The following is a 24,058-nucleotide window of genomic DNA, read 5'->3' on the forward strand; positions in this document are numbered from 1 at the left end:
AGCACCCTCCTGTGTGGGGTTTATTTCTGAGACCGTTTTGTCCGCCTTTCTAAGCCCCGCTTCACCTTTTTTACTATCTCATTGCTGTTTAATCCAAATTTCTCCTGCAGATATTCCTGGGGTCCTACTTCTCCGAAGCAGTCCTCCGCCGCCACACATTCAACCGGTACCGGCAGCTTCTCTGCCAGCACTTCGGTCACAGCACTGTACAAACCGCCGATCTTGTTGTGGTTTTCTGCCGTTACTACGAGACCCGAAGCCTTGGCATGCCGCAGAAGGCACTCCTCATCCAGGGGCTTAACCGTAAACATATCAATGACTGAAACAAAGATGCCCTCTCTTTCCAGCTGCTCTGCCGCCTTCATTGCCTCGCATACCATGATTCCGCAGGCAAATACTGCAGCATCCTTTCCTTCTCTGAGCAGTATTCCTTTTCCCACAGGCATATGGGAATAATCGCCGTAGAGCTTTGCCGCACTTTTTCTGGGGGTCCGGATGTAGGTTAGCCCCTTTTTGCCGCCTGTCTGAATTAACGCGCTGATGAGCTGATTTTCATCCGAAATATCAATCACTGTGGATCCAGGGATGGCACGGTACAGCGCCATATCTTCAAAGGCAGTGTGGGTTCCCCCATTAAAAGCGGCGCAGACACCAGGGTCGCTTCCGATTACGGTAATGCTGTTCTGTGCGTATCCACAGGATAAAAACACCTGATCATAGCATCTTCTTGAAGCAAATGCACAGAAGGTATGTACCAGCGGCTGAAACCCCACAGCAGACAGCCCGGCGGCTATCCCTATCATATTGGCCTCCGCAATCCCGCAGTTTATGCCTCTGTCAGGATTTTTTTCAGCCCATTCTCTCATACAGATACAGCTCATTAAATCTGCGTCCAGATATATGATTTTTTTGTTTCCGTCTGCCAGCTGCCGGATGGTTCTTCCTAAAACCTCCTTCAGGGGATGGGCTCCCATCTCCCCATTATAAATCACCCTCACTGTCACACCTCCCTCCTTAGCATCTCAAGTTCATGCTGCAGAAGCAGCAGCCATTCCTGACATTTTTCATAAGAGACATTCATACTGTGGTTTGCCATAGTCTCCTCTGCCTCCCGGATCCCTTTTCCTTTCACCGTGTGCAGAACAATCGCAGAAGGCATGCCCTTTCTGTCTCTTGTCCGGGAGAGGGCCCGGCGGAGTTCCTCCACAGAATTCCCATGGATCTCTTCGCTCTCAAACCCGAAAGCCCGCATTTTATCCAATATACTACCCGTATCCAGGACATCCCGGGTATAACCGTCCAGCTGCTTATTATTTTTATCAATCAGAACCACCAGGCTGCTTAAAGCCTTTGCTGATGCAAACTGGAAGGTTTCCCATACCTGCCCCTCATTCAGTTCTCCGTCCCCCAGTATCAGGAAAACACGGCCGGGAGTCCTTTTCAGGAGTTTTCCCAGAGCCAGTCCTGCCGCCAGAGAGGCGCCCTGTCCCAGGGAGCCGGTGGTCATATCTACCCCTGGCGTTTTTTGCGCGTCACAGTGACTGGGCAGCCGCGTTCCCGGCTGATTCAGGGACACCAGCCAGTCATAAGGAAAAAAACCTTTGAGCGCCAATGCCGCATAGACAGCAGGTCCGGCATGCCCTTTGGAGCACACAAGCATATCCCGCTCTTCCCACTGGGGATTGTCCGGCTGAACCCTCATCTCCTCCCCGTACAGCACTGCCAAGGCATCGGCAATGCTGAGACTGCCTCCCAAATGGCCGAATCCCCTGGCCTGAATTTCCTCCACAATGCCCATTCTTATCCGGAGGGCGAATTCTTGCAATCGTTTTACTTCATCCGTATCTCCCATTTCCTCACTTCCTTCTCTTATCCGTTCTCTGTCGTATAGGGAAACACCGCGCCTCCGCTTGGAATCACAAGCACAGAGGCATCTTTTCCCATTATATCAAGGGCCTCCTCCAATGCCTCCTGGACTGTTCTTGCCGGGATAAAAAACATAGCTTGGGACACAGAGGCGGGAAGCTCTGATATCAGATAAACAGATGCCTTCTCCTGTACCCCGGCTATGGCAGCTGCTTTATGCCCTCCCAGTTCAAATTCAGCTGCGATCCTTTCCAGAACCTTCCGGGGTGTTTCGGCCTCTGTCAGCCATTTCTGCAAAACAGGGCTGCCCACTCCTTCCCGGCACTCCCCGGCCAGAATGATAATGCCTCCTCTTTTCACTGCGTGGGCGGCATTGTCCAGCGCCTTTTGTGTCTGATATAAATTTACGTCTTTGGGAAAGCCTCCAGGGGATACCACTACAATGTCTGCTTTGCCATCCACCCTCCGGCGGTACACTCTGTCTGCATATCTGCACCCTGCCCGGTGGGCTTTCACAGCATCCCCCGCAAAAGCCTTTGCTATTTTCTTATTCCGGTCCAGCACTGCATTCAAGATAAAATCTATGCCGCATATCCTCCCGGCCTCCTCGATGTCTTCCCGCACCGGATTGTCTTCCAGCCGGCCCGCTGCGGCCTGGTCTGAGGCCATAAGTTTATGATTGTTCTGGATCGCCTCCCAGGAGGAAACACCGGGCATGACAGCCTTGGCTCCGCCGCTGTACCCGGCAAAATAGTGGTATTCTATATTGCCAAGGCAAATTTTAATATCCGCCTCAGCCACAGCCCTTGTAACATCCACAGGAGTTCCCCTTGCGGTTGTTCCCAGCCTGACGCAGTCCAGGGGATCACTGTCTCTGCAGGAAACCTGCCCCCACAGCTTTTTTCCAAGCAGGCGGGCCATCTCCTCTTTCGTATGTGTTCTGTGGCTTCCCAGGGCAAATACAACCGTAGCATTTTCTCGGGGGATCCCTCCTGCTTCCAGCTCCCTCAGCACAAAGGGAAGCACTGTGGCCGAAGGAAAAGGTCTGGTAATATCACTCGTTATAATCACTGCCCTATGCCCCGGCTGTACCAGATCCCGCAGTCTTTCTGTCCCTATGGGATATTCCAGGGCATCCGCGATCTCTTCCTCCTCTGTTCTTCTCCCCTGCTCTTCCTCTGGCAGAAGCACCCCTTTCAGGTGTTTATCCGGTATCTCTGCAATCTGTATTCCCTCTCCATACTTAAGCTCTATCTTCATAATTGTAATCTCCCGCAAACAGCTCTGCCCCATATCGCAGCGCCTGAATCACCGGCAGTTCCTCTCCTGACAAAAAACGTATGAGAGCGCCTCCCCCGGTGCTCACATAGGAGAATTGTTCCACTTCGCAGAAACGCTCGGCAGCCGCAATGCTGTCCCCGCCTCCCAGGATAGTCTCTCCCCCTGTTCCGGCCAGAGCTTCCCATACCTTACGTGTTCCCAGAGAAAATTCTTCTCTCTCAAACACTCCCATTGGTCCGTTTATAAATATAGTGCTGCTGCTCTGAATCATTCTGCTGTATTCTGCGGCAGTCTCCCTGCCAATGTCGAATATGCCGGCGCCGGAAGGAACTGCCTTCACTTCTCCTTCCGCCCGTTTTCCGTCCTCTGCCCACGCTGCATCCAAAGGAAGGCTTATCTGGTCCCTGTACGTGCCTAAAAGCCTTCTGGAAACGTCATAATACCTTTCATATCCATGTGTGCTTATATATTCCCGGCTTTTTTCACCGATTGAAATGCCTGCGGCTGCCAGCAGGAGATTAGCAGTCACTCCTCCGGTGAGTATTCTGTCCGCAGTTTTCTTTCTCAGAACCTCCTCCATGACACCAAAAGCATCTGAAACCTTGGCCCCGCCTAAGATAAATGTGCAGGGGCGCTTCGGACTCTCCATCAGTTCAGAAAGCCTGCAATATTCCTTTTCAAACAGCCGCCCCATGGCGGAAGGCATCACCAGTTCAAACCCGCACAGAGACGGCTGGCTTCTGTGGGCGGCGGCAAATGCGTCACATACATACAAATCCCCCAGAGGCGCCAGTTTTTCCACCAGCAGGGTGCTTGCCTGCTCCCCAAAGGACAGCTTCAAAGCGTTCTCGAACAGCGTCTGTTCCTGGGCAAGAAATCTCACATTGTCCAGCAGCAGCACTTCCCCCGGCTGTAACTGCCTCACAGCATCTCTTGCTGCGGGGCCGCAGACATCTTCCGGAAATCCCACGGGTCTTTCCAGCAGCTTCTCAAGCACATCCCTGTGCGGTTTTGTTGTAAAGAAATTATGGTATTCAATATCACTTCCCTGATGGATAAGAATTACTACCTTAGCATTTCTGTCCAGCAATTCCCGGATCGTGGGGATGCATGCCCGGATTCTGCTGCAGCTCTCCAGTCTCCCCTCTTCCCGGTTTACCGGCTGGTTCATATCTGCCCGGTACAGTACCGTCTTTCCGTCCAAGGTGAAATCATCTATCGTATGAATTCCATAGCGCATGGCTCCCCTCCTGCCTGTATGAACCGATATGCAGATACTGATTGGTTTTTTCCGTACCTTCCTGACCGCTTGTCTGCATCCCGCAGGCCGCGCGTACAGCATCCATGGTTTCCGGGATGGTAACACTTTCCTGGGGAATATAAATAGCGTAGATCAGGTCCTTGCCGCTCTCCGCTATACTGTCCTCCCAAAGGCCGATCTCATACATATCTCCTCTTGGGTTTCCCAAATCTCTGGCATACTTAAAGAAGGAGGCATTTCCCAGGAACCCCTCCGCTACAGAGACTACCCGGATTCTGGGATGCTCCCGAAACGCTTCCAGAGCCTGCTCTTTGGTAATCTTTGACTTTCCGGAGACTACGACAGTGATCATATGGCCGTGAGTCACCGGCGTATGCACTAAAATCCCTGTAGCATTGATATGAGGCATGATTGTCATTAAGTCTACCGCCTGATGACTGGGGGCCCGGTCTATCTGCAGTGCATTTGTCAATCCCCTGTGATAATCTCCCGGGTCCGCTACTCTCCGGATAATGGTGACAACCACCTTCTCCACGCCATATCTGCGGTCCAGACAGTCCACAGAGCGTATCAGCCCCGTGGTATTGCAGGAAGTCAGTTTCAGGTAGTTCTTATTCACCCCTCTTTCATAGTTTGCGTATCCGTGAAAGAACACCTCGGCAACGGAATTGTGTTCCCCTCCCTGAAATACCGCCTTGACTCCTCTGGCTTCATATATTTTTTTATTCTCTGCGCCTGCGCCCCCGGGAGAGGCATCCAGCATAATGTCCACGCTGTCTGCCAATTCTTCAAAGGTACCGGTTACCGGAATTCCCTTTTCTGCAAATATTCTTTTATCTCCGCCCTGTGCAAGATACAGGTTATAGGGCATTCCTCTCTCCCGCAATGCCTGCACTGCGAGAGTGGGGGCCAGATCCGCCACGCCCACCAGTTCCATATCCCCCTGAAGCGCTACCCCGTCCGCCAGCCTCTGTCCAATGGTTCCGTAACCCGCTACTCCTACTCTTACCTTTGCCATCCTGCTTCCTCTCCTTTCCAACACTTAAGCTCCTGCAAGTGGTGTCTGAAATGTTCATATACTGCCTGTCCATACGCGGCATCATATTCTGTCAATGTGCTGTAAATCTGCCTGCGCAAACTTTCTTTTTCCAGCTGAAACCCATAGGTGATATGCAGCAGCTGCCTGGAGTTGTCTTCCAGGAGAAACTCCTCCAGCCTGGAGTCAGGCACCTGCTCCAGATTCGGTATCATCTCGGTCCGGCAGGTGACCGCATAGCAGGCGCGGGCTTCCTTCAGATGCCTCAGGGCATTCTCGTGCAGGCTCCTGTACAGCCGGGGATTCACACGGGCAATGATCCGGACAGCCTCCAGCCAGCTGGTTCCCGATGTTTTTATATGGAAGACACCTCCGGTTTCCCCGGCCACTGCGGAGAAAATGCGGAATTTATCACTGCCGGAATGCACACTGATTTTATATCCGAACTGCCTGGCTATTCTCACATGTCCTTTCAGATTTTCCCTGAACCGCCGGGGTTCGCCGATATAGTCAATCCCCTTCTGGAATTCTCCGGCAAACCGGGGGGCAATCCCAGTCACAGGGATCTGCCTGTCAGATAATTCACTGGCCATAAAAAAGTGCGCCTCCAGTGTTGTCTCTCTGTCAGTTTCGTCTAGAGATATCTCATAATCCACAGGAGATGGGGCCTTTTTCACTACGTCACAGTATATCTCCTCTGCCAGCTCTGCGGCCTTATGATAATTCGCTGCGGTTTTCATCAGAATTCTCTCCGTAAAATGGATTCCCTGCAGCTGCCCTTCCCCGCTGCTCCCAAGATATTTACTCTCATACTTTTTTCTTATACCGGGCGGGATCCTTCCATATGCCTCCCGTATCTTATCCCAGTCCTCTTCCAGCTTTCCGAGAACCTCTGAGCAGTCCAGAGTAATCATACTGCAGCCGGCCTTCAGAGCCTGTGCAGCCTCCTCTTTTGTTTTCAGATGATCCCCGTCTGCGCCGTATCCTTCTTTCCATCCCATCCGAAAGACACTCCAGGCCGCAGCGTCAATCACATCTTCATATCCCCGGCCGGTCAGCTTCAGTTCTCTTATGCTCTGCTGGGCCAATACCGGTCTGATCCGGGCCCTGGAGACTGCTCTTATATGGGCATCATTGGCCCTTCCCAGACGGTCGCCACATCCGATGGAGGCGGTATCCTTTCCGAGGGCCTGAGGGACCGTATGGGGAAATAACCGGTTTAACGTGAGTCTGTTTTCATGATTCATAGGGCATTGTCTGAAATCAGGGAGATCCCGGCCCGCAAACAGGCAGCGCCCTTCCCCTGAGACGGCCAGATAGTTTACACCTTCCCGCCGGACTCCCATCACCTGGATCCCCTCTTTCACCTCATAGGAATTCCTGTAGATTTCGTCCGGTCTTTTATTGTAATGCCTGCACACTGCCTCTGCAAATCCGTTCATACTTTTCCTCTTTCTTCTTACAGCCTTTCAAAAATCCCCATCCTGGGGAGCTCATCCACCGATTTCCACCCCTCACTGAGCGGTTCTCTGAGGAAGGGTTCCATCTCCTCCGCCGTGCGCAGCGTAACTTTTTCAACAGGAGGAACGCTTCCCGCCGGATAGGTCTCCAGAATCTCGTCGTGGAGAAGTGTAAGGTATCTTAAAATAGCCGCTATTGGTCTCTTCGCCTTGCGTGGGTCTGACTGAGAAGGAGTCCCCACAATCCCCTCCGGCGTAGCATGACGTTCTATAGCGCTGTGCCCTTCCCCCTCACTCCACCTGCAGGGCCGTCTGAAGGGATCTACGGATTTATCCATATGCCCGTCCGGCAGCAGCGATTCCCCCAGTTTATCCTGAACATAGGCCATATTTATCATATCCCTGAACATAAGGAGTGCCACAGATGTCTCTGCCTCGTCTGCGTGGACAAAATGGGTGCCAAGGCTTAATTCGCTGTCTATGGGATAGAAAAACTCGCGGACCGCTCTGTGCCATTCAATGACACGGAAGATCCCGGGGAGCTGATAGCGCTTGCAGAATTCCTGTATGGCAGATTCGAGCATCCAGAGGTGTCCATGGTTGTTGAGGAATATGATTTTCCGGTACCCGTCGTTCCACAGCCCCAGCATACAGTAAATTAATGATTCCTTCACTACTTCCTCAGGCATGATAACCGTACCGGGCATGCCGATGTGATGGTAGGGATGTCCCCCGTAATTCAGGGGAGTAAAGGCAAGGTTCACCTCATGTCCCTGCTTCTTTGTATATCTGCGGAGGCCTTCCAGAATCTGTGAACACATAAAGGTGTCCAGGCCTGTATTTGCGTGAAGCCCGTGATTCTCCGTACACCCCACCGGTACAAATACAATATCGTTTTTTCTTCTTTTTTCTATTTGCTCCTGCCGGGGTGTGTTCTGAATATAGGTGCCCGCGGTGCCAAGCTCAGAAGGGGAGGGAATCCCATACTCCCCGAGCACTGCATCCAGTTCCTTCTCTGACATATCCCACACTTCTTTTTTCATCCTGCCGACTGCGTTGTCCTCAAATATGATTGCGGGATTCTCTGTAGTAATCCATTTTTTATCCATCTCTGCCATATGCGGCTCCTCCTTATTTCTCACAGAGGCAGCTAACCAGGGAGACATACCTTCATGTATCCCCGGCACTGCCTGAAGTGTATCTTATAGCTCCAGGGCATCCAGCGCTCTTTTATATGCCTTCCACTCTTCCGGCTGTATGGCTCCCTTTTCCCTGTAATACGCTCTCGCCTCTTCCAGGACCTCTTTCACTGCATTCTCCTGCCCTGGACGCAGTCTGTACGCCGGTGCGCCAAGAAGCAGCCGATCCATCTTTTCTTTTCCTTTTTCTATCAGAGTGGGTTTTCCCTTCTCCAGCCAGCCGGAGATGGTGTCTGTATCCGCCAGCTCCAGATCGCACCGCTCCCTTTTATACCAGTCAACGGTATGCTCCTCGGCCAGATAGGAGGCAGGTGCAAAGCCGATTTCATCAATCAGGGATACTGCAAGCGTCTCGTTCTCCACCGCAATCCCCTCCAGTATTCTCCGCACCATCCTGACCACATCCGCATCTATGACTGCTTTTACCGGATGGGCGGTAAGCTCCGCCGTAAGTCCTCCGGCATAGGGAATCACAGAGGCCCCTGCCAGTGCAAGCATTAGAAAACCAGTGCTTGTTTCATAGGCGGCCTGATAGTCGATGCTTTTGGCATTGGACCAGCCCGGAGAGTTGGTCACACAGGGAATCCGGTATCTTCTCCACATCTGGACAAAGGCCGCCTCCGACAGATAACTTGCCGCATTGGCAAATAGAGGGGCTCCTGTATGCATATTCAGTGTCAGTATCATTCCCCCCGCCATACATCTGCACCCCGGTGCATACATCTGGGCAATGGCATTTCCGGCCAGGATATCCGCATTGTTAAGAGCAAGGGTCCCTGCCAGAGTTGCCGGACTGCTCACCCCAGGGATAGGGCCGCTGGTAAGAGTGAAGACTACATCGTTTTCACAGAAATACTTCATCTGTTCCATTGTGTCTTTGGAAAACGTCAGGGGAGATGTGGGATTTGTATTCATCCATACATCTGCACCCAGCTTCCCGGCCATGGATACCATAAACTTATAATTGTCCATGGTGCTGCCCTCCCACAAAGCTTTCCCGCTGCATCTTACCTTTGCCGCGAATCCCTCAATCAGCCTCATACACTCCGGAACGCCCTGAAACCCCGCCCAGGGAAAACTCCCGGGAAGGTCGATCTCCTCCAGCCCGTGGATGACTCTCATATATTCGTAGTATTCCCCCGGGAGAGGCAGGCGGGGTTCCCAGGTATCCAGATCCACAGTTGACATCCCTGGAGATGTTGTCACCAAAAGGGAATTTCCGCTGGTGAGGCAGCAGTCCTGATCCGGATCCACAGCCCTCAGCAGGAACTCCTTCGGGTGCCTCTTCAGCCCCTTCATGATAAAGCTCTCATCCATTTTAGCCGTCTGCGTCTTATAATCTACGCTGCAGCCCTCCCCTTCCAGCCTGGACAGGGTTTCTTCGTCCTGCACCATAACCCCTGTCTTTTCCAGAATTTCCAGGGATGCCTCGTGAATCCTGTTCTCTTTTTTCTCAGACAGAACGTTGAGATACGTGTCTCTTTTGATCCTACCTCTGGGCATCTTGCCTCTCCTTTCTGCTATTCTCTTTTTAACGCACCGCTTTTAATCACATCCAGCAGTACTGCAAGAATCAGAACACTTCCGTTTATAATCATCTGGTAAAAGGACTGCAGGCTCAGGAGGGTCATGCCATTTTGGATAGTTGCCAGAATCAGAACCCCGATTACAGTTCCCGATATCTTCCCCTTCCCTCCCGACAGACTTACCCCTCCCAGGATGACAGCCGAGAGAACTTCCATCTCTGATCCGGTGCCGGTGGAGGGAATGGCAGCCCCTACCTGGGAGCATGTGATAAGTCCGGCTGCCGCAGCGCAGACGCCGGAGATCACCATGCCGAGAAACTTCACCGTTCCCGTTCGTATCCCTGAAAGATAACTCACCTGCTCATTGCCTCCAACTGCAAATATCTTTCTTCCAAAGTTTGTATATTTCAGGATATAGGCGATTATCAGAAACACGGCCGCCATCAGTACGATGCAAAACGGTATTGTGCCAAATACGTACCCCTTTCCAATGAACCCAAAAGATGAATCGTGAATCATTACCGTATTCCCATTGGTGGTCAGATAGGCAATCCCCCGGAATACCTGCATGGTACCCATTGTGACAATGATTCCGGGAATTTTGAAAACTGCAATGAGTCCTCCGTTAATGGTGCCGCACAATACCCCTACAGCTGCCGCCGCCAAAATCGTCAGACCTGCCGGCATCCCCTTCTGGAGCATAAGCGCAACTGTCATAGTTGCTATGGTCAGCGTTGCGTATTGGGACATATCAATATGTCCCAGAAGCATGGCCACCGTAACCCCTGCCGCCATTACTCCTGTAATCGATGCGTACGTGCCTATATTCAAAAAATTTTTCACCGTCAGAAAATATTCGGAAAGAAATGTGAAAATAATGCAGATAATGATATAGACAATAACCAGGCTGATGGTAGTGCCTGACTGCTGAAAAAACTTTCCGAATGACCCTTCCTGACCTTTCTTTTCTTCCTTCATTTTCATAGGCTTTTTTCTCCAATTGCATAATGCATAATCGTTTCCTGCTTAAACTCAGCCCTTTCACATTCCCCTGTAATTCTGCCTTCATGGACTACAAGGATCCTGTCGGATACCCCCATTATCTCCGGGGTTTCCGAGGATATCATAATGACAGCCATGCCTTTTTGACACAATTCTTCTATTAAATGATAGACTTCTGCCTTGGCACCTACGTCAATTCCCCTGGTGGGTTCATTCAGAATAATTACTTTCATCTCGTCCATCATCCATTTTCCAATGACTGCCTTCTGCTGATTCCCACCGGACAGGTTTTTAACCGGTGTATGCAAAGAAGGGGTTTTAATCTGCAGCTTTTGAATCCATTCCCTTACCAGGGTCTTTTCCCTTTTTAAGTCCAGCTTGAGAAATTTCTGAAGCTTGTCAATATGTACAATGCTCATATTGTGCTGTACGCTCTCTGTGAGTACCAGACCTTCACTCCTTCTCTCCCTGGGAATATAGGCAATTCCTTCCCTGATGGCATCTCTGGGGGATCGGATGCTCAGTTTCTTCCCGTCTATCCGTATCTCTCCGCCGCTTACTGGCTTTTTGCCGAATATGGCTTCCACAAGCTCCGTGCGTCCGGATCCCATAAGTCCGTACAGGCCCACTACCTCACCGGCTCTGACAGAGAATGTTATGTCCTTTATCCGCGCAGTTACCAGATTTTTCACTTCCAAAACCACGTCCCCGGGGCTTCTGCCCTCTTTTGCACAGATGGTGTCTATGGTTCTTCCGACCATCATATTCACAAGCTCGCCTGTGGTTATCTCTCCTGTATGCGCGGTACCGATATGCCTGCCGTCTCTGAGCACCTGAATCCGGTGAGAGATCTCAAAAATCTCATCCATCTTATGGGAAATGTAGATGATACCTTTTCCCTGGGCAGCCAGGCGTCTGATCAGCCCAAATAATATTTGGACTTCTGTCTCGTTTAAAGCGCTGGTAGGCTCGTCTAATACGAGAACCTGGACTTCGGCGGAGAGGGCTTTGGCGATTTCCATCATCTGTTTCTGGGCCACTGTCATGGTGGATACTTCTGTCATGGGGTCCAGGTCAAGTCCAACCATATCCAGCAGTCTTTTTGTATCTGCCCGAAGCTTCTTATAATCCACCTGAAAGAATTTATTAATAGGAAGCTTTCCCAGAAAAATATTTTCCGCAATGCTCAGGTCATTGAGATAGCTCAATTCCTGGTGCATAACAGCTATATTTTTTTTCATCATCTCTGCAGGGTTCTTACTGATGATTTTTTCTTCCTTTAAAAATATTTCTCCCTGATCCGCCTGGTAAGCGCCGCTCAATATTTTCATCAGGGTTGACTTTCCCGCCCCATTCTCACCCAGAAGGGCAAGTATTTCCCCTGCATGCAGTGTAAGACTTACCCCGTCCAGTGCCAGAACTCCGGGAAACCTTTTGGAGATATTCCTCATTTCTAATATTTTGACCACTAGATCACCACCAGTCTTATTCTCTGCTATTTGTCCGGATTCTCATAATACTGGCTGATATTATTCCTGTCCACAAAATTAATCTCTGTATAGACTTCTTTCGGAACCTCTTTTCTGGAAAGCAGATCTTCAATCATCGGCACAAGAGCAGCCCCGTAATTTTCCGGGAAAAAAGCAGTAGAACCCAGCCAAATATTGTCATTGTACAGGCTGGAGATGCCCATGGTCGTGAGGTCATTGCTGACCAGGATGCAGTCCGAGGTTCTTCCGGATGTCTCCACCGCTGAGAGGAATCCCTGGGCCATCTCGTCGTTGGCACCCACCATTAGGATATGCTTTTCCTCCGGATGGGCAGTCAGAAAATCTGTGCCCAGCTGCTTGCATGCCACAGAGGCATCTGAGCTCTGGGGATCCACCCACACGATGCGATCCTCTGAAATCTCGATCCCCTCCTGGGAAAGACCCTCTGCCACAGATCCTACCCGGGGACGCACCCCCTCTCCAAAGGACTCGTTAAAGGCTATCAGCACGTAGTCCAGTTCTCCTCCCCAGTTTTCATTGATCCATTTCCCCGCTGCGGTACCGGTGGTCAGTCCTACTTCATTGTTATCGATCCCCATATAATACGCGCTCTCATTTTCTACATAAATGTCTGTGATAATGCAGGGAATCCCTTGTTCCTGGCATTTGTCTGCCACTGCCTCACACGCGGATACCACCCAGCTGCAGTCAAAGATCAGATCTGCCCCCTGCTGGATAAAGCTGTCCACATTTTTAATTGCCTTTGTGGGATCTCCTCCCGTATCTGCTTTCAGGACCTTCATACCCGCTGCTTCTGCCCTCTCAATAAACCCTTCGCTCAGCCTTTTGGAAAAGTCTGAAGTGTCCCCATAGGAATTGTACCCAATCACCATTTGCTTTTCCTCTTCTGACTCCTGGGTTTTGTCCTCTTCCGCTCCGGTTTCCGTTTTCTTTTCCTCTGTTTCCCGGTTCCCGCATCCCGACAGAGCTGCGGCGGCAGACAGACACACCATTAAAATCGCTGCAAATGTTTTTCTCTTCATAAAAAGCAACCTCCTTTTAAACACTCTTCTCTCAAAAAGAATCCATACCAAAGAATTCATCCGGTGATTCTCCGGTTCTCACATAGGTATTCAGACCTTTTATAGCCTCCATCTCTTCCTCTGTCAGAGAAAAATCAAAGATATCCATATTCTCCTTCATTCTGTCATAATGCGTGGTCTTCGGAACTGTTCTCACGCCCCTCTGGTAATGCCATCTCAGTGTAATCTGAACCGGAGTTTTGCGGTACTTGGCAGCCGCCTGCAGAATCGGCTCCTTTTCCAGTTTTCCCCATACAATAGGCCTCCACGCCTCTACCTGTATCCCCTGCTCCTGACAAAAGGCAATCAGATGGTCCGGCTGAAACATTGGGTGTATCTCAATCTGATTTACCATCGGGCTCACATTGCAGGATGCAAGAAGCTCTTTCATCACAGGTTTAATAAAATTACAAACCCCTATGACACGGATTACCCCTTCTTCATACAGCCTTTCAAACGCTTTCCAGGTGGGAAGAAAACTTCCTTCCTGACCCGGCCAGTGAATCAGATACTCGTCGATGTAGTCAACCCCCAGCCGTTTCAGGGAAGCATCAAACGCCCGGAGCGTTTCCTCATATCCGTGAGAATCATTCCAAAGCTTTGTTGTGAGGTAAAGCTCATTTCTTGGAATCCCGCATTCTTTTATTCCCTTTCCGACCCCCTCTTCATTCAGGTAAATCATAGCGGTATCAATGCTCCGGTAACCGGCTTTTACCGCATCGCAGACACACCTTGCAGCCTCCTCCCCGTTTTTTGTCAGGAATGTTCCCAGTCCCATGGCAGGTACTTCAACGCCGTTGCTCAACTTAAAATTTGGTATCATGCGCTCTCTCCTTTTCTAAAAAAACGTTTTTCTGGTTATTTTTTATGTTAGCATAACGTTTTTCTGATGTCAATACTTCACGCCTTGTTTTTTCGTCATTTTGACTAAGTTTATATATTTATTATACATTTATATTGCAATTTGCATAAATAAATTGTATAATCTAGAAAAGATATATTAGAAACGTTTTTCTTTTCCATTGAGATTAAGGAGGTTGCTTTATGAAATCTATTATTTTTAAGAAGCCGGGAGTATTCGCATATGAAGAACGGGAAAAACCCCATATCGCTGCCGGTGATGATGTCCTTATTAAAGTTCTGGGTGTGGGAATCTGCGGGACTGATCTTCACGTTCTCATGGATCCGCCCCTTCACCCCGCCCGGCCAAATATCATCTTCGGACATGAATACTGCGGTGAAGTGACGGAGGTTGGCAGTGATGTCACAAACCTTTCCCCCGGCGATCGGGTAATTGTAGATCCCCATCCTCCCTGCGGCCATTGCCGGCACTGCAGAAGCGACCGTCCCGAAATGTGCACCACGCTTTACTCCCAGCAAGGTACGCCTTACGCAGATCACGGCCTTACCAGAGGCCTCTTCACCGATGGGGCGCTCACCAGCTATACCTGCGTGCCTGCCCACAGTGTATACAAGATCGCCCCGCAGACTCCCTGGAGGATTGCCGCTCTTGCGGAACCGCTGTCCTGTGTGGGCTATGCTATTGAGAAACTGAAGATTCAGGCCGGAGATACCGTATGCGTACTGGGCGCAGGTCCTATGGGGCTTTTATTTGCCTCCATGGCAAAGGCGAACGGGGCTGTTCAGGTGATTGTCTCTGAGCCGCACCAATTCCGCAGGGAAAAAGCAAAGAAATGCGGAGCCACCAAAACGGTGGACCCCGCCCGGGAAAACCTGAAGGAAATATGCCTGAGCGCAACACACGGTCTTGGGGTTGACCACTGTATCGAAGCTGTCGGGCAGCTTCTCCCGGCGGCACTGGATGTCATCCGTCCCGGCGGAAAGATTCTGATGTTTGGCCATGATGAGACAGCCGCTCCCCCGATCCGGCTTGCGGAGATTGTGCGGAAAGAAGCGCAGATATTCGGCGGATTCCTGGGAAAATATTATTTTGAAAAAACGGCCCGTATCATTGAAAGCGGAACACTGCCGCTGGAGGAAATTGTCACCCACACCTTTCCTCTCAGCCAGTACCGGCAGGGCCTGGATCTCCTGAGAGCCGGAAAAGCACTTAAAGTGGTTATCTATCCGGAAGAATATTAAGACGGGAGGATATCATATGAACGCTGTATCATTTTCTCTTACTTTGGCCTCGCAGCTTGAGGACACCGCACCTTTCCTGTATGGAGGGCCTTTTGACCAGGGAATTCTCTATGCTCATTCCCTGGGGTACGACTGCGTAGAAATCCACACCGCCCGCCCGCAAGAACTTCCGGTGGAAGACATAGACGCCGCCCTTTCTGACACCGGCATACGTATCAGCGCTTTTGGAACAGGCAGAGTCTATGCCGAGGAAGGGTTATCCCTGATTGACCCCAGTCCAAAGAAACGGGGAGAGGCAGTTGCACGGATGAAATCCTTTATCACGCTCGCCTCCCGTTTTGGCTGTCTGGTAATCATCGGCTGCATACGGGGCAATCTCTCCGCGCTGTCCCAAAAGAATTTTTCTCTGCAGCTTTTATCCGAATCTATGACAGAGCTGGACCGGTATGCGGCAGAGCAAGAGGTGCTCCTTGTCATGGAGCCTATCAACAGATACGAAAATAATTTTTTGTGCAGTACTGACGAAGTGGCTGACTTCATACATAAAAATGCCTACACAAATGTAAAACTAATGGTGGATTCCTTTCACATGAATATAGAAGAGAAGGATATTCTGGATTCTTTTGCAAAGCACTATAGTGATATCTATTATATTCACTTTGCAGATTCGAACCGCAGCTGGCCCGGACAGGGACATATAGATTTCAAAAAAATCGTTGCTTTTTTAAAAGACTGTAATTATAATAAAACCATTAGTGCTGAATGCCAATATTTCCCAGAGGCGAAAATTGCCGCTTCCCATTGGCTGTCTGCTGTAAAGGAGTTGTATAAAGAAAATGAATCCTAATCCGCCAAAAAAGCCCATAGGCATTAAAGATGTGGCCAAATATGCCAAGGTATCTATCTCTACTGTCTCAAATGTTCTGAACGGCACAAAGACAGTAAGCGAAGAGCTCCGGGAAAGAGTTATGAACGCCGTAAATGCCCTGGGCTATGAGACGAATATGATAGCGCGTGGGCTGAAAAGCGGAAAAACCAACAATATAGCAGTGATTGTCTCTTCCATCAACAGTATCTTCTTTCCTGCGCTTTTGAACAGCATACAGACAGCTGCGGAAGAGAAAAATTATACCATCAGTGTATTCGGAACCCATTCCAGCCTGGAGCAGGAAAAAAAGTATATCCAGCTCCTCAAATCCCAGTGGGTGGACGGTATTCTGCTGTCTTCCTCCCTGGATACGGAAAGCCCCAAGGCCCGGGAGTATATCCATATGCTTACCTCTCTGAACACAAACGGGCATTCTATCCCTGTTGTCTGTCTGGAGGCTGCCATCAGCGATATGCTGGACGCGGTTGTTGTAAACGATACTGCGGGGATAAAGACAGCGGCAGAGCATCTGATTGCTGTAGGGAAAAAGAACATCGCCTATATTGCCGCTCCTTTTCAGTTTACTATGGGCAAGCTGCGGAAAGCCGGATATATCCGTGCTCTGGAAGAACATCAATATCCGGTGAATGAACGTCTGATCGCGGAGGGTGACTACAGTCCCGTCAGCGGTTACCGCTGTATGCAGAAGCTTCTTCAGACCCATCTTCCTCTGGACGGTGTCGTGGCGGGAAACGATCAGATGGCTATCGGCGCCATGCGTGCTATTAAAGAAGCAGGATTGAGAATCCCTGAGGACATTGCCGTCATTGGATTCAATGACAATTTTCCCGCTTCTCTCATTACCCCTTCTTTGTCAACCATACGCGTTCCCAAAGAAGAGATGGGGACTATGGCGTTTAATCTCCTGATGCGCCGTATGGATAACCTTTCCGCCTCCAGAATGCTGATAAATCTGGACGGGAAACTAATCGTACGTAATTCCACAGATCCCAAAGCGGAAACCGCGTGGGATATGAACTGGTAGAAATGAGGGAAATCCACGCCTTTACATGAGATACAGATATACTCTGTAAAATCATCCGGCGTGGATGAAAACTATTATGAAAAGAACTTTTACTTATAGCATCACAGCAGAAGATGAAGGCACAGATGTTGGTTCTTATCTTCGGAAGCTGGGCTACTCACGCCATATCCTGGTCCATCTGAAAAAGACGCAGAATGGAATTCTGGTTAACGGCCAATGGGCGTATGTCCGAACCGTTCTTAGGGAGGGGGATGTCCTTTCTGTCTATCTGGCACCGGAAGATTCCTCCCCCAACATTCGTCCTGTGTATATGCCCCTGTCCATTGTGTATGAGGATGAAGATATTCTTATCGTTCACAAAGAGGCAGACACTCCTATTCATCCATCTTTGAACAATTATGACAACACACTGGCCAACGGCATTGCTTACTACTATCAGCAGCAGGGAGAAACTTTTGTCTACCGCTGTATCAACCGTCTGGACAGAGATACTACGGGTCTTCTGATCATTGCCAAGCATATGCTGAGCGCCGCTGTCCTGTCTCAGATGATGCTGAACCGGCAGATACACCGGACATACCGGGCTGTGGTTAGCGGGATCCCCCCCGAAGAGGGAACCATAGATGCCCCCATTGCCAGAAAAGAAGGCTCCGCCATAGAACGGCAGATTGATTTTCACAGCGGGGAGCGGGCCGTTACTCATTTTCGCAGGATTGCTTCTGTTGTAACAGACACCGGGGATTCTTATTCCCTGGTGGAGCTTCAGCTGGACACGGGCCGGACCCATCAGATCCGGGTGCACATGAAATATCTGGGATATCCGCTCATCGGGGATTACCTCTACAACCCTGACTACCGAAAAATCAAACGGCAGGCGCTGCACTCTTACCGCCTGGAATTCGAGCACCCGGTTACACGGCAGAGACTTACCTTTACCGACGATATCCCGGAGGATATGAAACGTATTCTTACAGCTTCTTCTTACTAGTGTAGTGTCTGCAAATACTACGATCGAATTATCTGCAAAAGGATATCCTGGGACAGTAAAGCAGAAGGAAGCCGTGCTTGTCTGCACAGACTTCCTTCTGCTTCTTTTTGCCTCTGATTCTATTACATTCCAACCGTACGGATCCTGGGGACCTCGTCAATATGAAGATACCTGCTTACACCCTTAATTACAATATCATGGTTCACAAAATGGTTCTGGTTGGATACTACAATAGCACCAATCACACCTACTTCCTCCACCCGGATAGGGAAACCGCCTCCGCAGCAGGCATATTCCTTCTCATCCAGGAATAAGTCCTCCATAGATTCCCCTGTCTTCTGCAGTTCGCTGTATAGCCTGAGACTGCTCTTCTCTATGGTCTTTACAGTATTGAACTTTCTTCTCATCCACCTCTCATCATCCAGATTGGTGGTATTTCCTGCGTACTGGAACACCGTATATCCGTTATTCAATCGGATGCTGACAGCCACATCCAGTCCTCTTCTCTTAGCTTCCGAAACAATAATATTCCCAAGCTCCCACGCATCTTCATTTGTAAAATGGTTAAACTGAAGAATCTCCTCCTGCATCTGCAGTACGGCAATCACCTCATCAATCGTCATATTCATTACCTCCTGTCACATTCTTGCTGTCTTAATTATAGCTCTTTTTCGGGCCTGTGACAACGGCATTTGGGGACAGGACTATCGAATCCGATCCGGAAAGCCTACTTTCCTCTGTACTTTTCGAAGTGTTTTTGCCGCATAATAGTTGGCCTTCTCTGCGTTTTCTTTGATGATGGAGTCTATATAGGCTTTGTCTGCTTCCAGCTCTTTCACTCTGTCCTGCAATGGCTTCAGGATACTTACCACTGCCTCTCCCACTGCCATCTTGAAGTCTCCATAGCCTTTTCCCTCAAACTCACTCTCTACTTCGGATGGTGTTTTTCCTGTACATGCGCTGTATATGTCAATGAGGTTTTTTACCCCCGGCTGCTCATCTCTGTAAGCAACGCAGGCTTCGGAATCTGTGACGGCGCGCTTGCATTTGCGTATAATCGTATCCGGATCGTCCATGAGGTAAATGCTCCCGTTGGGATTCTCATCTGACTTTGACATCTTCTTGCACGGTTCCTGAAGGCTCATGATTTTGGCTCCTACTTTGCCGATATATGCCTCCGGAACGGTAAAGACATCGCCGTACAGATTGTTAAAACGGATGGCTATGTCTCTCGTAAGCTCCAGATGCTGCATCTGGTCAATGCCCACGGGTACCACATCGGCCTGGTAGAGCAGAATATCTGCCGCCATAAGAACCGGATAGGTAAATAGGCCTGCATTAATATTGTCCGCGTGCTTTGCAGATTTATCCTTGAACTGGGTCATTCGGTTCAGCTCTCCCATATAAGTAAAGCAATTCAGAATCCATGACAGCTCCGCATGTCCCGATACATGAGACTGATAATAAATACAGTTTTTCTTGGGATCTAAGCCTGCTGCAATATATAAGGTCAGAAGTGCTCTGGCTCTTTTTCTAAGGGTAGCAGGATCCTGACGTACCGTAATCGAGTGCATATCCACGACACTGTAGAAACATTCGTATTCGTCGCTCAGATTCACCCAGTTTTTTAAAGCTCCCAGGTAATTTCCCAGGGTCAGATTTCCTGTAGCCTGCATACCGCTAAATAATATTTTCTTGTCGTTGATCATCTGATTTTCCTCCATACTCGGGCTTTTCTGCCGGCTTTTTCGCTAGGTTTTATTGTATCACCGGGGATATGGAAAGTCAATGGAGGGGTTGCACGAATGCCTTCAATTCATTATAATAGATATACTAACGAAAAAAGGAGAATTAAAATGGAAAAAATCACAAGCTTTACCATCGACCATATAAAACTAAAACCAGGTGTCTACGTCTCCCGCAAGGATCCGGTGGGCGATCAGGTGATCACAACCTTTGATATCCGTATGACCGCTCCCAATGACGAACCTGTTATGAATACTGCAGAGGTTCACACCATTGAGCATCTGGGCGCCACTTTTCTTCGAAACGATCCTGACTTTAAGGATAAGATTATTTACTTTGGCCCCATGGGCTGCCGCACCGGTTTTTATCTTCTTCTTGCAGGGGACTACGAGTCTACTGACATTGTAGATCTTCTGACCGGCATGTTTGAATTTATAAGAGATTACAGGGATGAAATTCCCGGCGCCAGCCCTAAGGACTGCGGCAACTATCTGGACATGAACCTGGGAATGGCCAATTATCTGGCCGATAAGTATCTCAGGGATGTTCTCACAGGCATTACCGGAGATCGGTTGATCTATCCGGAATAAGAAAAGGAAAAGCAAAGGACTATATTTATGAAAAACGACTTATTTAGTATCGGACCGCTCACCATCCACGGGTACGGGCTAATGATTGCCATTGGTGTTCTGGCTGCCTATCTGGTGGGGGAATACCGGGCAAAGAAAAACAATCTCAACCCGGAACCTGTATTTGCTATCACCTTTCTCTGTCTGATCGGTGGTTTGCTGGGAGCAAAGCTGCTCTTTTTTATCACAGATATAAAAGAAATTCTGGAAAATCCCAAAGTACTTTTAGATCTCTCCTATGGGTTTGTTGTCTATGGAGGAATCCTGGGAGGAATCCTTACCTTCTATATTTACAGCAGATATAAGAAGCTTAATTTTCTCCAATATTTCGATATCCTGATCCCCTCTGTTGCACTGGCACAGGGCTTCGGGCGTATCGGATGCTTCCTGGCGGGCTGCTGTTACGGAATGGAATCCAGCTGTCCTTTCAGCATCACATTCCACAGCTCAGAATTTGCACCCAATGGGATACCCCTGATCCCCACGCAGCTTATATCCAGCGGACTGAACTTCATTCACTTTTTCCTGCTCATCTATCTGGCGAAAAAAGTAAAGGCACATGGGCAGATCGCAGCTTTGTATCTGATCTTATACAGCGCAGGACGGTTTATCCTGGAATTCTTCCGGGGAGATTTAATCCGGGGAAGTGTGGGGGCGCTGTCCACCTCCCAGTTTATCTCAATCTTTACCTTTCTGGCAGGTATCATTTTCTTTTGGTTCTGCGGGAAGAAATATAAAAAAGGGACAGGCCTTTCCGAATCTGGGACACCCTGATCCCAAAAGGGGACGTGTTCTTTCTAGAAAGAACACGTCCCCTTTTGGGCTTTTGCACTTAAAACCTGAAATCTCTCTTCCCTTCTTCAATATCCTTCAGATGCTCTTTTGTGAGCTCCCGGATCTTATCGCTCTTCACATGGGAAAGTTCTTTTTCAATCTGCTTTTCGCCAATCTCTCTCGTCTCCGGTGAGGCATAGTCCATCAGGTATTCTTTGAAGGTCATTATGGCATTGGGCTGGCAGCAGTTTGCTATCTGTCCTGATTTTAGAAGGGTCATGAAGCGGTCTCCGGTTCTTCCCTCTCTGTAGCAGGCGGTACAGAAGCTGGGGATATTGCCCAGCTGGCACAGCCACCTCACTACCTCGTCCAAACTTCTGGTATCGCTTACATCGAACTGGGCGGAATTCTCTTCCTCTGGTTCTACATAGCCTCCCACGCTGGTTCTGGACCCTCCGCTTATCTGGGAAATCCCCAGTTCCAGGACTTTTTCCCTCACCCTCTGGGATTCTCTGGTGGAGACGATCATGCCTGTGTAGGGAACTGCGATACGGATAACAGCTACAATCTTCATAAAGGTTTCATCATCTATAGCATTGGAAAAGTCTGCAGTGTCGATATCGTCTGCAGGGCAGATTCTGGGAACGCTAATGGTGTGGGGTCCTACTCCCATAGCTGCCTCCAGATGCTCTGCATGCATCAGCAGACCCACGAAATCATAACGGTATGTATTCAGTCCATAGAGAACTCCCAGGCCTACATCGTCAATGCCGCCCTCCATAGCCCGGTCCATGGCCTCAGTGTGATAGGCATAGTCGTGCTTAGGCCCTGTGGGGTGGAGTGCCTCATAGTTCTCCTTATGGTAGGTTTCCTGGAAGAGGATATAGGTCCCGATGCCCGCATCCTTCAGCTTTCTGTAATTCTCCACTGTGGTAGCCGCAATGTTTACATTTACCCGGCGGATGGCCCCGTTCTTGTGCTTAATTCCGTAAATGGTCTCAATGCTTTCCAGAATATATTCAATGGGATTGTTCTTGGGATCTTCACCAGCCTCCAGGGCCAGACGTTTATGTCCCATATCCTGCAGTGCAATTACCTCTTTGCGGATTTCCTCCTGGGTCAGTTTCTTTCTGGCAATGTGTTTATTCTTGGAATGGTACGGGCAGTACACACAGCCGTTGATACAGTAATTGGACAGATACAGAGGGGCAAACATGACAATACGGTTTCCATAGAACCTTTCCTTGATTTCCTTTGCCACCTCAAACATTTTCTCCACCAGATCCCGCTCTTCGCATTCCAGGAGGACAGCTGCCTCCCGATGTGTCAGACCCTTGCAGTCTTTTGCTCGCTCAATGAGAGACTCAATCAATTCCCGGTTATTCTTATTCGCCTTGGCATATTCTAAAGTGTCAAGGATTTCCTCATGATTGATAAACTCCGTAGCTCTTTTTGACATAACATCGTACATAGGATTTCCTTCTTTCTTAAATAAATTTGTCGAAACAATATGGCGGCCCTGCAGAGGACCGCCGCATTAGTTCTATTATAAATGATATTTCTTATCATTGCCAGTAGTTCACGCATTTTTCTGACATTTTTTTCACATTCTTTTTTTGTTCTGCCGGAATTCCCGGGCCTTTTAAAAAGTCAGGTATTGTTCCAGATCCTTGCGGTCATTGGAATACTTAAACGCACTGCTGCTGCTGATTACCTTTTTCCGCACCAGATTGGCCAGATCTGCGTTCAGCGAATGCATCCCCACAGAAGCCCCGGACTGCATAATGGTATTCATCTGATGGCATTTATTCTCCCGGATCAGATTAAGTGCCGCATCGGTTCCCACCAGTACCTCCGTAGCCGCAATCCTGCCGGAACCATCCATTCTCGGGATCAGACACTGGGTGACAACACCCGCCAGTATTCCGGAAAGCTGAGTCCGTACCTGATTCTGGGCCGCGCCCGGACAGGCATCAATAATACGGTCAATGGTCTGGGCCGCTCCGGTAGTATGCAGGGTGGAGAGTACCAGATGCCCGGTCTCCGCAGCCGTAAGGGCGGCTGAGATCGTCTCATAATCCCTCATCTCCCCTACCAGGATAACATCCGGATCCTCCCGGAGGGAAGACCGAAGGGCTGAGGCAAAGGATTGGGCGTCACATCCCACCTCCCTTTGATGAATCAGGGATAGTTTGCGGGTATATACATACTCAATGGGATCCTCTATGGTTATAATGTGCTCCGCTCTGTTCTGGTTAATATAATCGATCATTGCAGCCAGAGTGGTAGATTTCCCGCTTCCTGTGGGACCCGTCACCAGAATCAGGCCTCTTGGCTTCTCTGCCAGCTCCCGAAGCACCTTAGGAAGCTGAAGCTCTTCCAGGGTAGGAATCTGGTTGTTCAGCAGACGGATCGTCGCCGCATATTTCTTCTGCTGGCAGAAAACATTTACGCGCTGCCGGTTCCCGTCCGGTGTCTCAACGGCAAAATCCAGATCCTCTCCCCCCTCCAACAGTCCTTTTTGTTCCAGGGAAAGCATGGAAAGAATCACCTGTCTGGTCTTGCCCTCATCCATTCCTCCCCCGGCCTCCCCAAGACTTCCGTTGATCCGGAACAGCATGGGCAGCCCCTGGGATATGTGGATATCCGAGGCTCCTCTTTTCCTGGCTTCCTGGATAATCTCAAAGATTTCATTCATAGCA

Annotated in this window: 22 protein-coding genes; 6 read left to right on the forward strand and 16 right to left on the reverse strand. The window is 49.5% G+C overall.

Translation table 11 applies throughout. The features are described 5' to 3' along the window. Positions 1 to 20: 20 nt before the first annotated feature. The 12 genes from BUA56_RS01585 to BUA56_RS01640 all read right to left on the reverse strand — a co-directional run bounded on the left by BUA56_RS01585 (position 21) and on the right by BUA56_RS01640 (position 14,026). The gene (locus BUA56_RS01585) at positions 21 to 998 is read right to left on the reverse strand and encodes a transketolase family protein (protein WP_084067584.1); all 978 of its coding nucleotides are present in this window, start codon (positions 996 to 998) and stop codon (positions 21 to 23) included. A gap of 2 nt (positions 999 to 1,000) precedes the next feature. Next, positions 1,001 to 1,852, reverse strand: coding sequence for a transketolase (locus tag BUA56_RS01590; RefSeq protein ID WP_072848497.1), 852 nt, complete (start codon positions 1,850 to 1,852; stop codon positions 1,001 to 1,003). 17 nt (positions 1,853 to 1,869) lie between these two features. Continuing rightward, complete coding sequence (gene larAH6, locus BUA56_RS01595; protein WP_072848499.1) at positions 1,870 to 3,126, reverse strand: nickel-dependent malate racemase, LarAH6 family; 1,257 nt, start codon at positions 3,124 to 3,126, stop codon at positions 1,870 to 1,872. Further along, positions 3,110 to 4,387 (reverse strand): phosphoglycerate kinase, encoded by a 1,278-nt coding sequence (locus tag BUA56_RS01600; RefSeq protein WP_072848500.1) that lies wholly within the window; start codon positions 4,385 to 4,387, stop codon positions 3,110 to 3,112. Before BUA56_RS01600 ends, larAH6 begins: the two co-directional genes overlap by 17 nt. Then, a complete protein-coding gene (locus tag BUA56_RS01605) occupies positions 4,359 to 5,426 on the reverse strand; it encodes a type II glyceraldehyde-3-phosphate dehydrogenase (RefSeq protein ID WP_072848501.1) in 1,068 nt (355 codons plus the stop codon). The genes BUA56_RS01600 and BUA56_RS01605 overlap by 29 nt, the downstream gene beginning before the upstream one ends. After that, positions 5,414 to 6,886: a tagaturonate epimerase family protein gene (locus BUA56_RS01610; protein ID WP_072848502.1), complete on the reverse strand. Its 1,473-nt coding sequence runs from the start codon at positions 6,884 to 6,886 to the stop codon at positions 5,414 to 5,416. Before BUA56_RS01610 ends, BUA56_RS01605 begins: the two co-directional genes overlap by 13 nt. Before the next feature lie 17 nt (positions 6,887 to 6,903). Further along, positions 6,904 to 8,022: a 3-dehydro-scyllo-inosose hydrolase gene (gene iolN, locus BUA56_RS01615; RefSeq protein ID WP_072848504.1), complete on the reverse strand. Its 1,119-nt coding sequence runs from the start codon at positions 8,020 to 8,022 to the stop codon at positions 6,904 to 6,906. Positions 8,023 to 8,106: 84 nt separating this feature from the next. Beyond that, positions 8,107 to 9,606, reverse strand: a complete 1,500-nt coding sequence (locus BUA56_RS01620) for a trimethylamine methyltransferase family protein (protein ID WP_072848505.1) — start codon at positions 9,604 to 9,606, stop codon at positions 8,107 to 8,109. A gap of 17 nt (positions 9,607 to 9,623) precedes the next feature. After that, entirely contained in the window at positions 9,624 to 10,613 is a 990-nt protein-coding gene (locus tag BUA56_RS01625; RefSeq protein WP_084067558.1) for an ABC transporter permease, read from the reverse strand. After that, complete coding sequence (locus BUA56_RS01630; protein ID WP_207650890.1) at positions 10,610 to 12,100, reverse strand: sugar ABC transporter ATP-binding protein; 1,491 nt, start codon at positions 12,098 to 12,100, stop codon at positions 10,610 to 10,612. Before BUA56_RS01630 ends, BUA56_RS01625 begins: the two co-directional genes overlap by 4 nt. A gap of 26 nt (positions 12,101 to 12,126) precedes the next feature. Beyond that, positions 12,127 to 13,164: a sugar ABC transporter substrate-binding protein gene (locus BUA56_RS01635; RefSeq protein ID WP_072848507.1), complete on the reverse strand. Its 1,038-nt coding sequence runs from the start codon at positions 13,162 to 13,164 to the stop codon at positions 12,127 to 12,129. A gap of 31 nt (positions 13,165 to 13,195) precedes the next feature. Then, the gene (locus BUA56_RS01640; protein WP_072848509.1) at positions 13,196 to 14,026 is read right to left on the reverse strand and encodes an aldo/keto reductase; all 831 of its coding nucleotides are present in this window, start codon (positions 14,024 to 14,026) and stop codon (positions 13,196 to 13,198) included. A 221-nt stretch (positions 14,027 to 14,247) separates the two neighbouring features. On the opposite strand from BUA56_RS01640, the gene BUA56_RS01645 reads away from it, so the two are divergent. The 4 genes from BUA56_RS01645 to BUA56_RS01660 all read left to right on the forward strand — a co-directional run bounded on the left by BUA56_RS01645 (position 14,248) and on the right by BUA56_RS01660 (position 18,207). Next, a complete protein-coding gene (locus tag BUA56_RS01645; protein ID WP_072848510.1) occupies positions 14,248 to 15,306 on the forward strand; it encodes a zinc-dependent alcohol dehydrogenase in 1,059 nt (352 codons plus the stop codon). Between the two features lie 16 nt (positions 15,307 to 15,322). Then, the gene (locus BUA56_RS01650; protein ID WP_072848512.1) at positions 15,323 to 16,153 is read left to right on the forward strand and encodes a sugar phosphate isomerase/epimerase family protein; all 831 of its coding nucleotides are present in this window, start codon (positions 15,323 to 15,325) and stop codon (positions 16,151 to 16,153) included. After that, on the forward strand, positions 16,143 to 17,219 hold the full coding sequence (locus BUA56_RS01655) for a LacI family DNA-binding transcriptional regulator (protein ID WP_072848514.1): 1,077 nt from the start codon (positions 16,143 to 16,145) through the stop codon (positions 17,217 to 17,219). Before BUA56_RS01650 ends, BUA56_RS01655 begins: the two co-directional genes overlap by 11 nt. 64 nt (positions 17,220 to 17,283) lie before the next feature. Further along, on the forward strand, positions 17,284 to 18,207 hold the full coding sequence (locus BUA56_RS01660) for an RluA family pseudouridine synthase (RefSeq protein WP_341443313.1): 924 nt from the start codon (positions 17,284 to 17,286) through the stop codon (positions 18,205 to 18,207). A gap of 122 nt (positions 18,208 to 18,329) precedes the next feature. On the opposite strand, the gene BUA56_RS01665 is transcribed toward BUA56_RS01660, so the two are convergent. Together BUA56_RS01665 and trpS are read right to left on the reverse strand one after the other, a co-directional pair. Continuing rightward, positions 18,330 to 18,830: a heme-degrading domain-containing protein gene (locus BUA56_RS01665; protein WP_072848518.1), complete on the reverse strand. Its 501-nt coding sequence runs from the start codon at positions 18,828 to 18,830 to the stop codon at positions 18,330 to 18,332. Between the two features lie 81 nt (positions 18,831 to 18,911). Then, positions 18,912 to 19,931, reverse strand: a complete 1,020-nt coding sequence (trpS, locus tag BUA56_RS01670) for a tryptophan--tRNA ligase (protein ID WP_341443314.1) — start codon at positions 19,929 to 19,931, stop codon at positions 18,912 to 18,914. 132 nt (positions 19,932 to 20,063) lie between these two features. On the opposite strand from trpS, the gene BUA56_RS01675 reads away from it, so the two are divergent. Next, positions 20,064 to 20,543: an S-ribosylhomocysteine lyase gene (locus tag BUA56_RS01675; RefSeq protein WP_072848522.1), complete on the forward strand. Its 480-nt coding sequence runs from the start codon at positions 20,064 to 20,066 to the stop codon at positions 20,541 to 20,543. 27 nt (positions 20,544 to 20,570) lie between these two features. Next, positions 20,571 to 21,356, forward strand: a complete 786-nt coding sequence (locus BUA56_RS01680) for a prolipoprotein diacylglyceryl transferase (RefSeq protein ID WP_072848524.1) — start codon at positions 20,571 to 20,573, stop codon at positions 21,354 to 21,356. Between the two features lie 58 nt (positions 21,357 to 21,414). Here the strand turns inward: BUA56_RS01680 and hydG are convergent, their stop codons facing one another. Beyond that, entirely contained in the window at positions 21,415 to 22,827 is a 1,413-nt protein-coding gene (gene hydG / locus BUA56_RS01685; RefSeq protein ID WP_072848526.1) for a [FeFe] hydrogenase H-cluster radical SAM maturase HydG, read from the reverse strand. A 171-nt stretch (positions 22,828 to 22,998) separates the two neighbouring features. Further along, entirely contained in the window at positions 22,999 to 24,054 is a 1,056-nt protein-coding gene (locus BUA56_RS01690) for a type IV pilus twitching motility protein PilT (RefSeq protein WP_072848528.1), read from the reverse strand. Positions 24,055 to 24,058 lie beyond the last annotated feature (4 nt).

Origin of the sequence: Lactonifactor longoviformis DSM 17459, from assembly GCF_900129135.1 — a bacterium.
GTDB lineage: Bacteria > Bacillota > Clostridia > Lachnospirales > Lachnospiraceae > Lactonifactor > Lactonifactor longoviformis.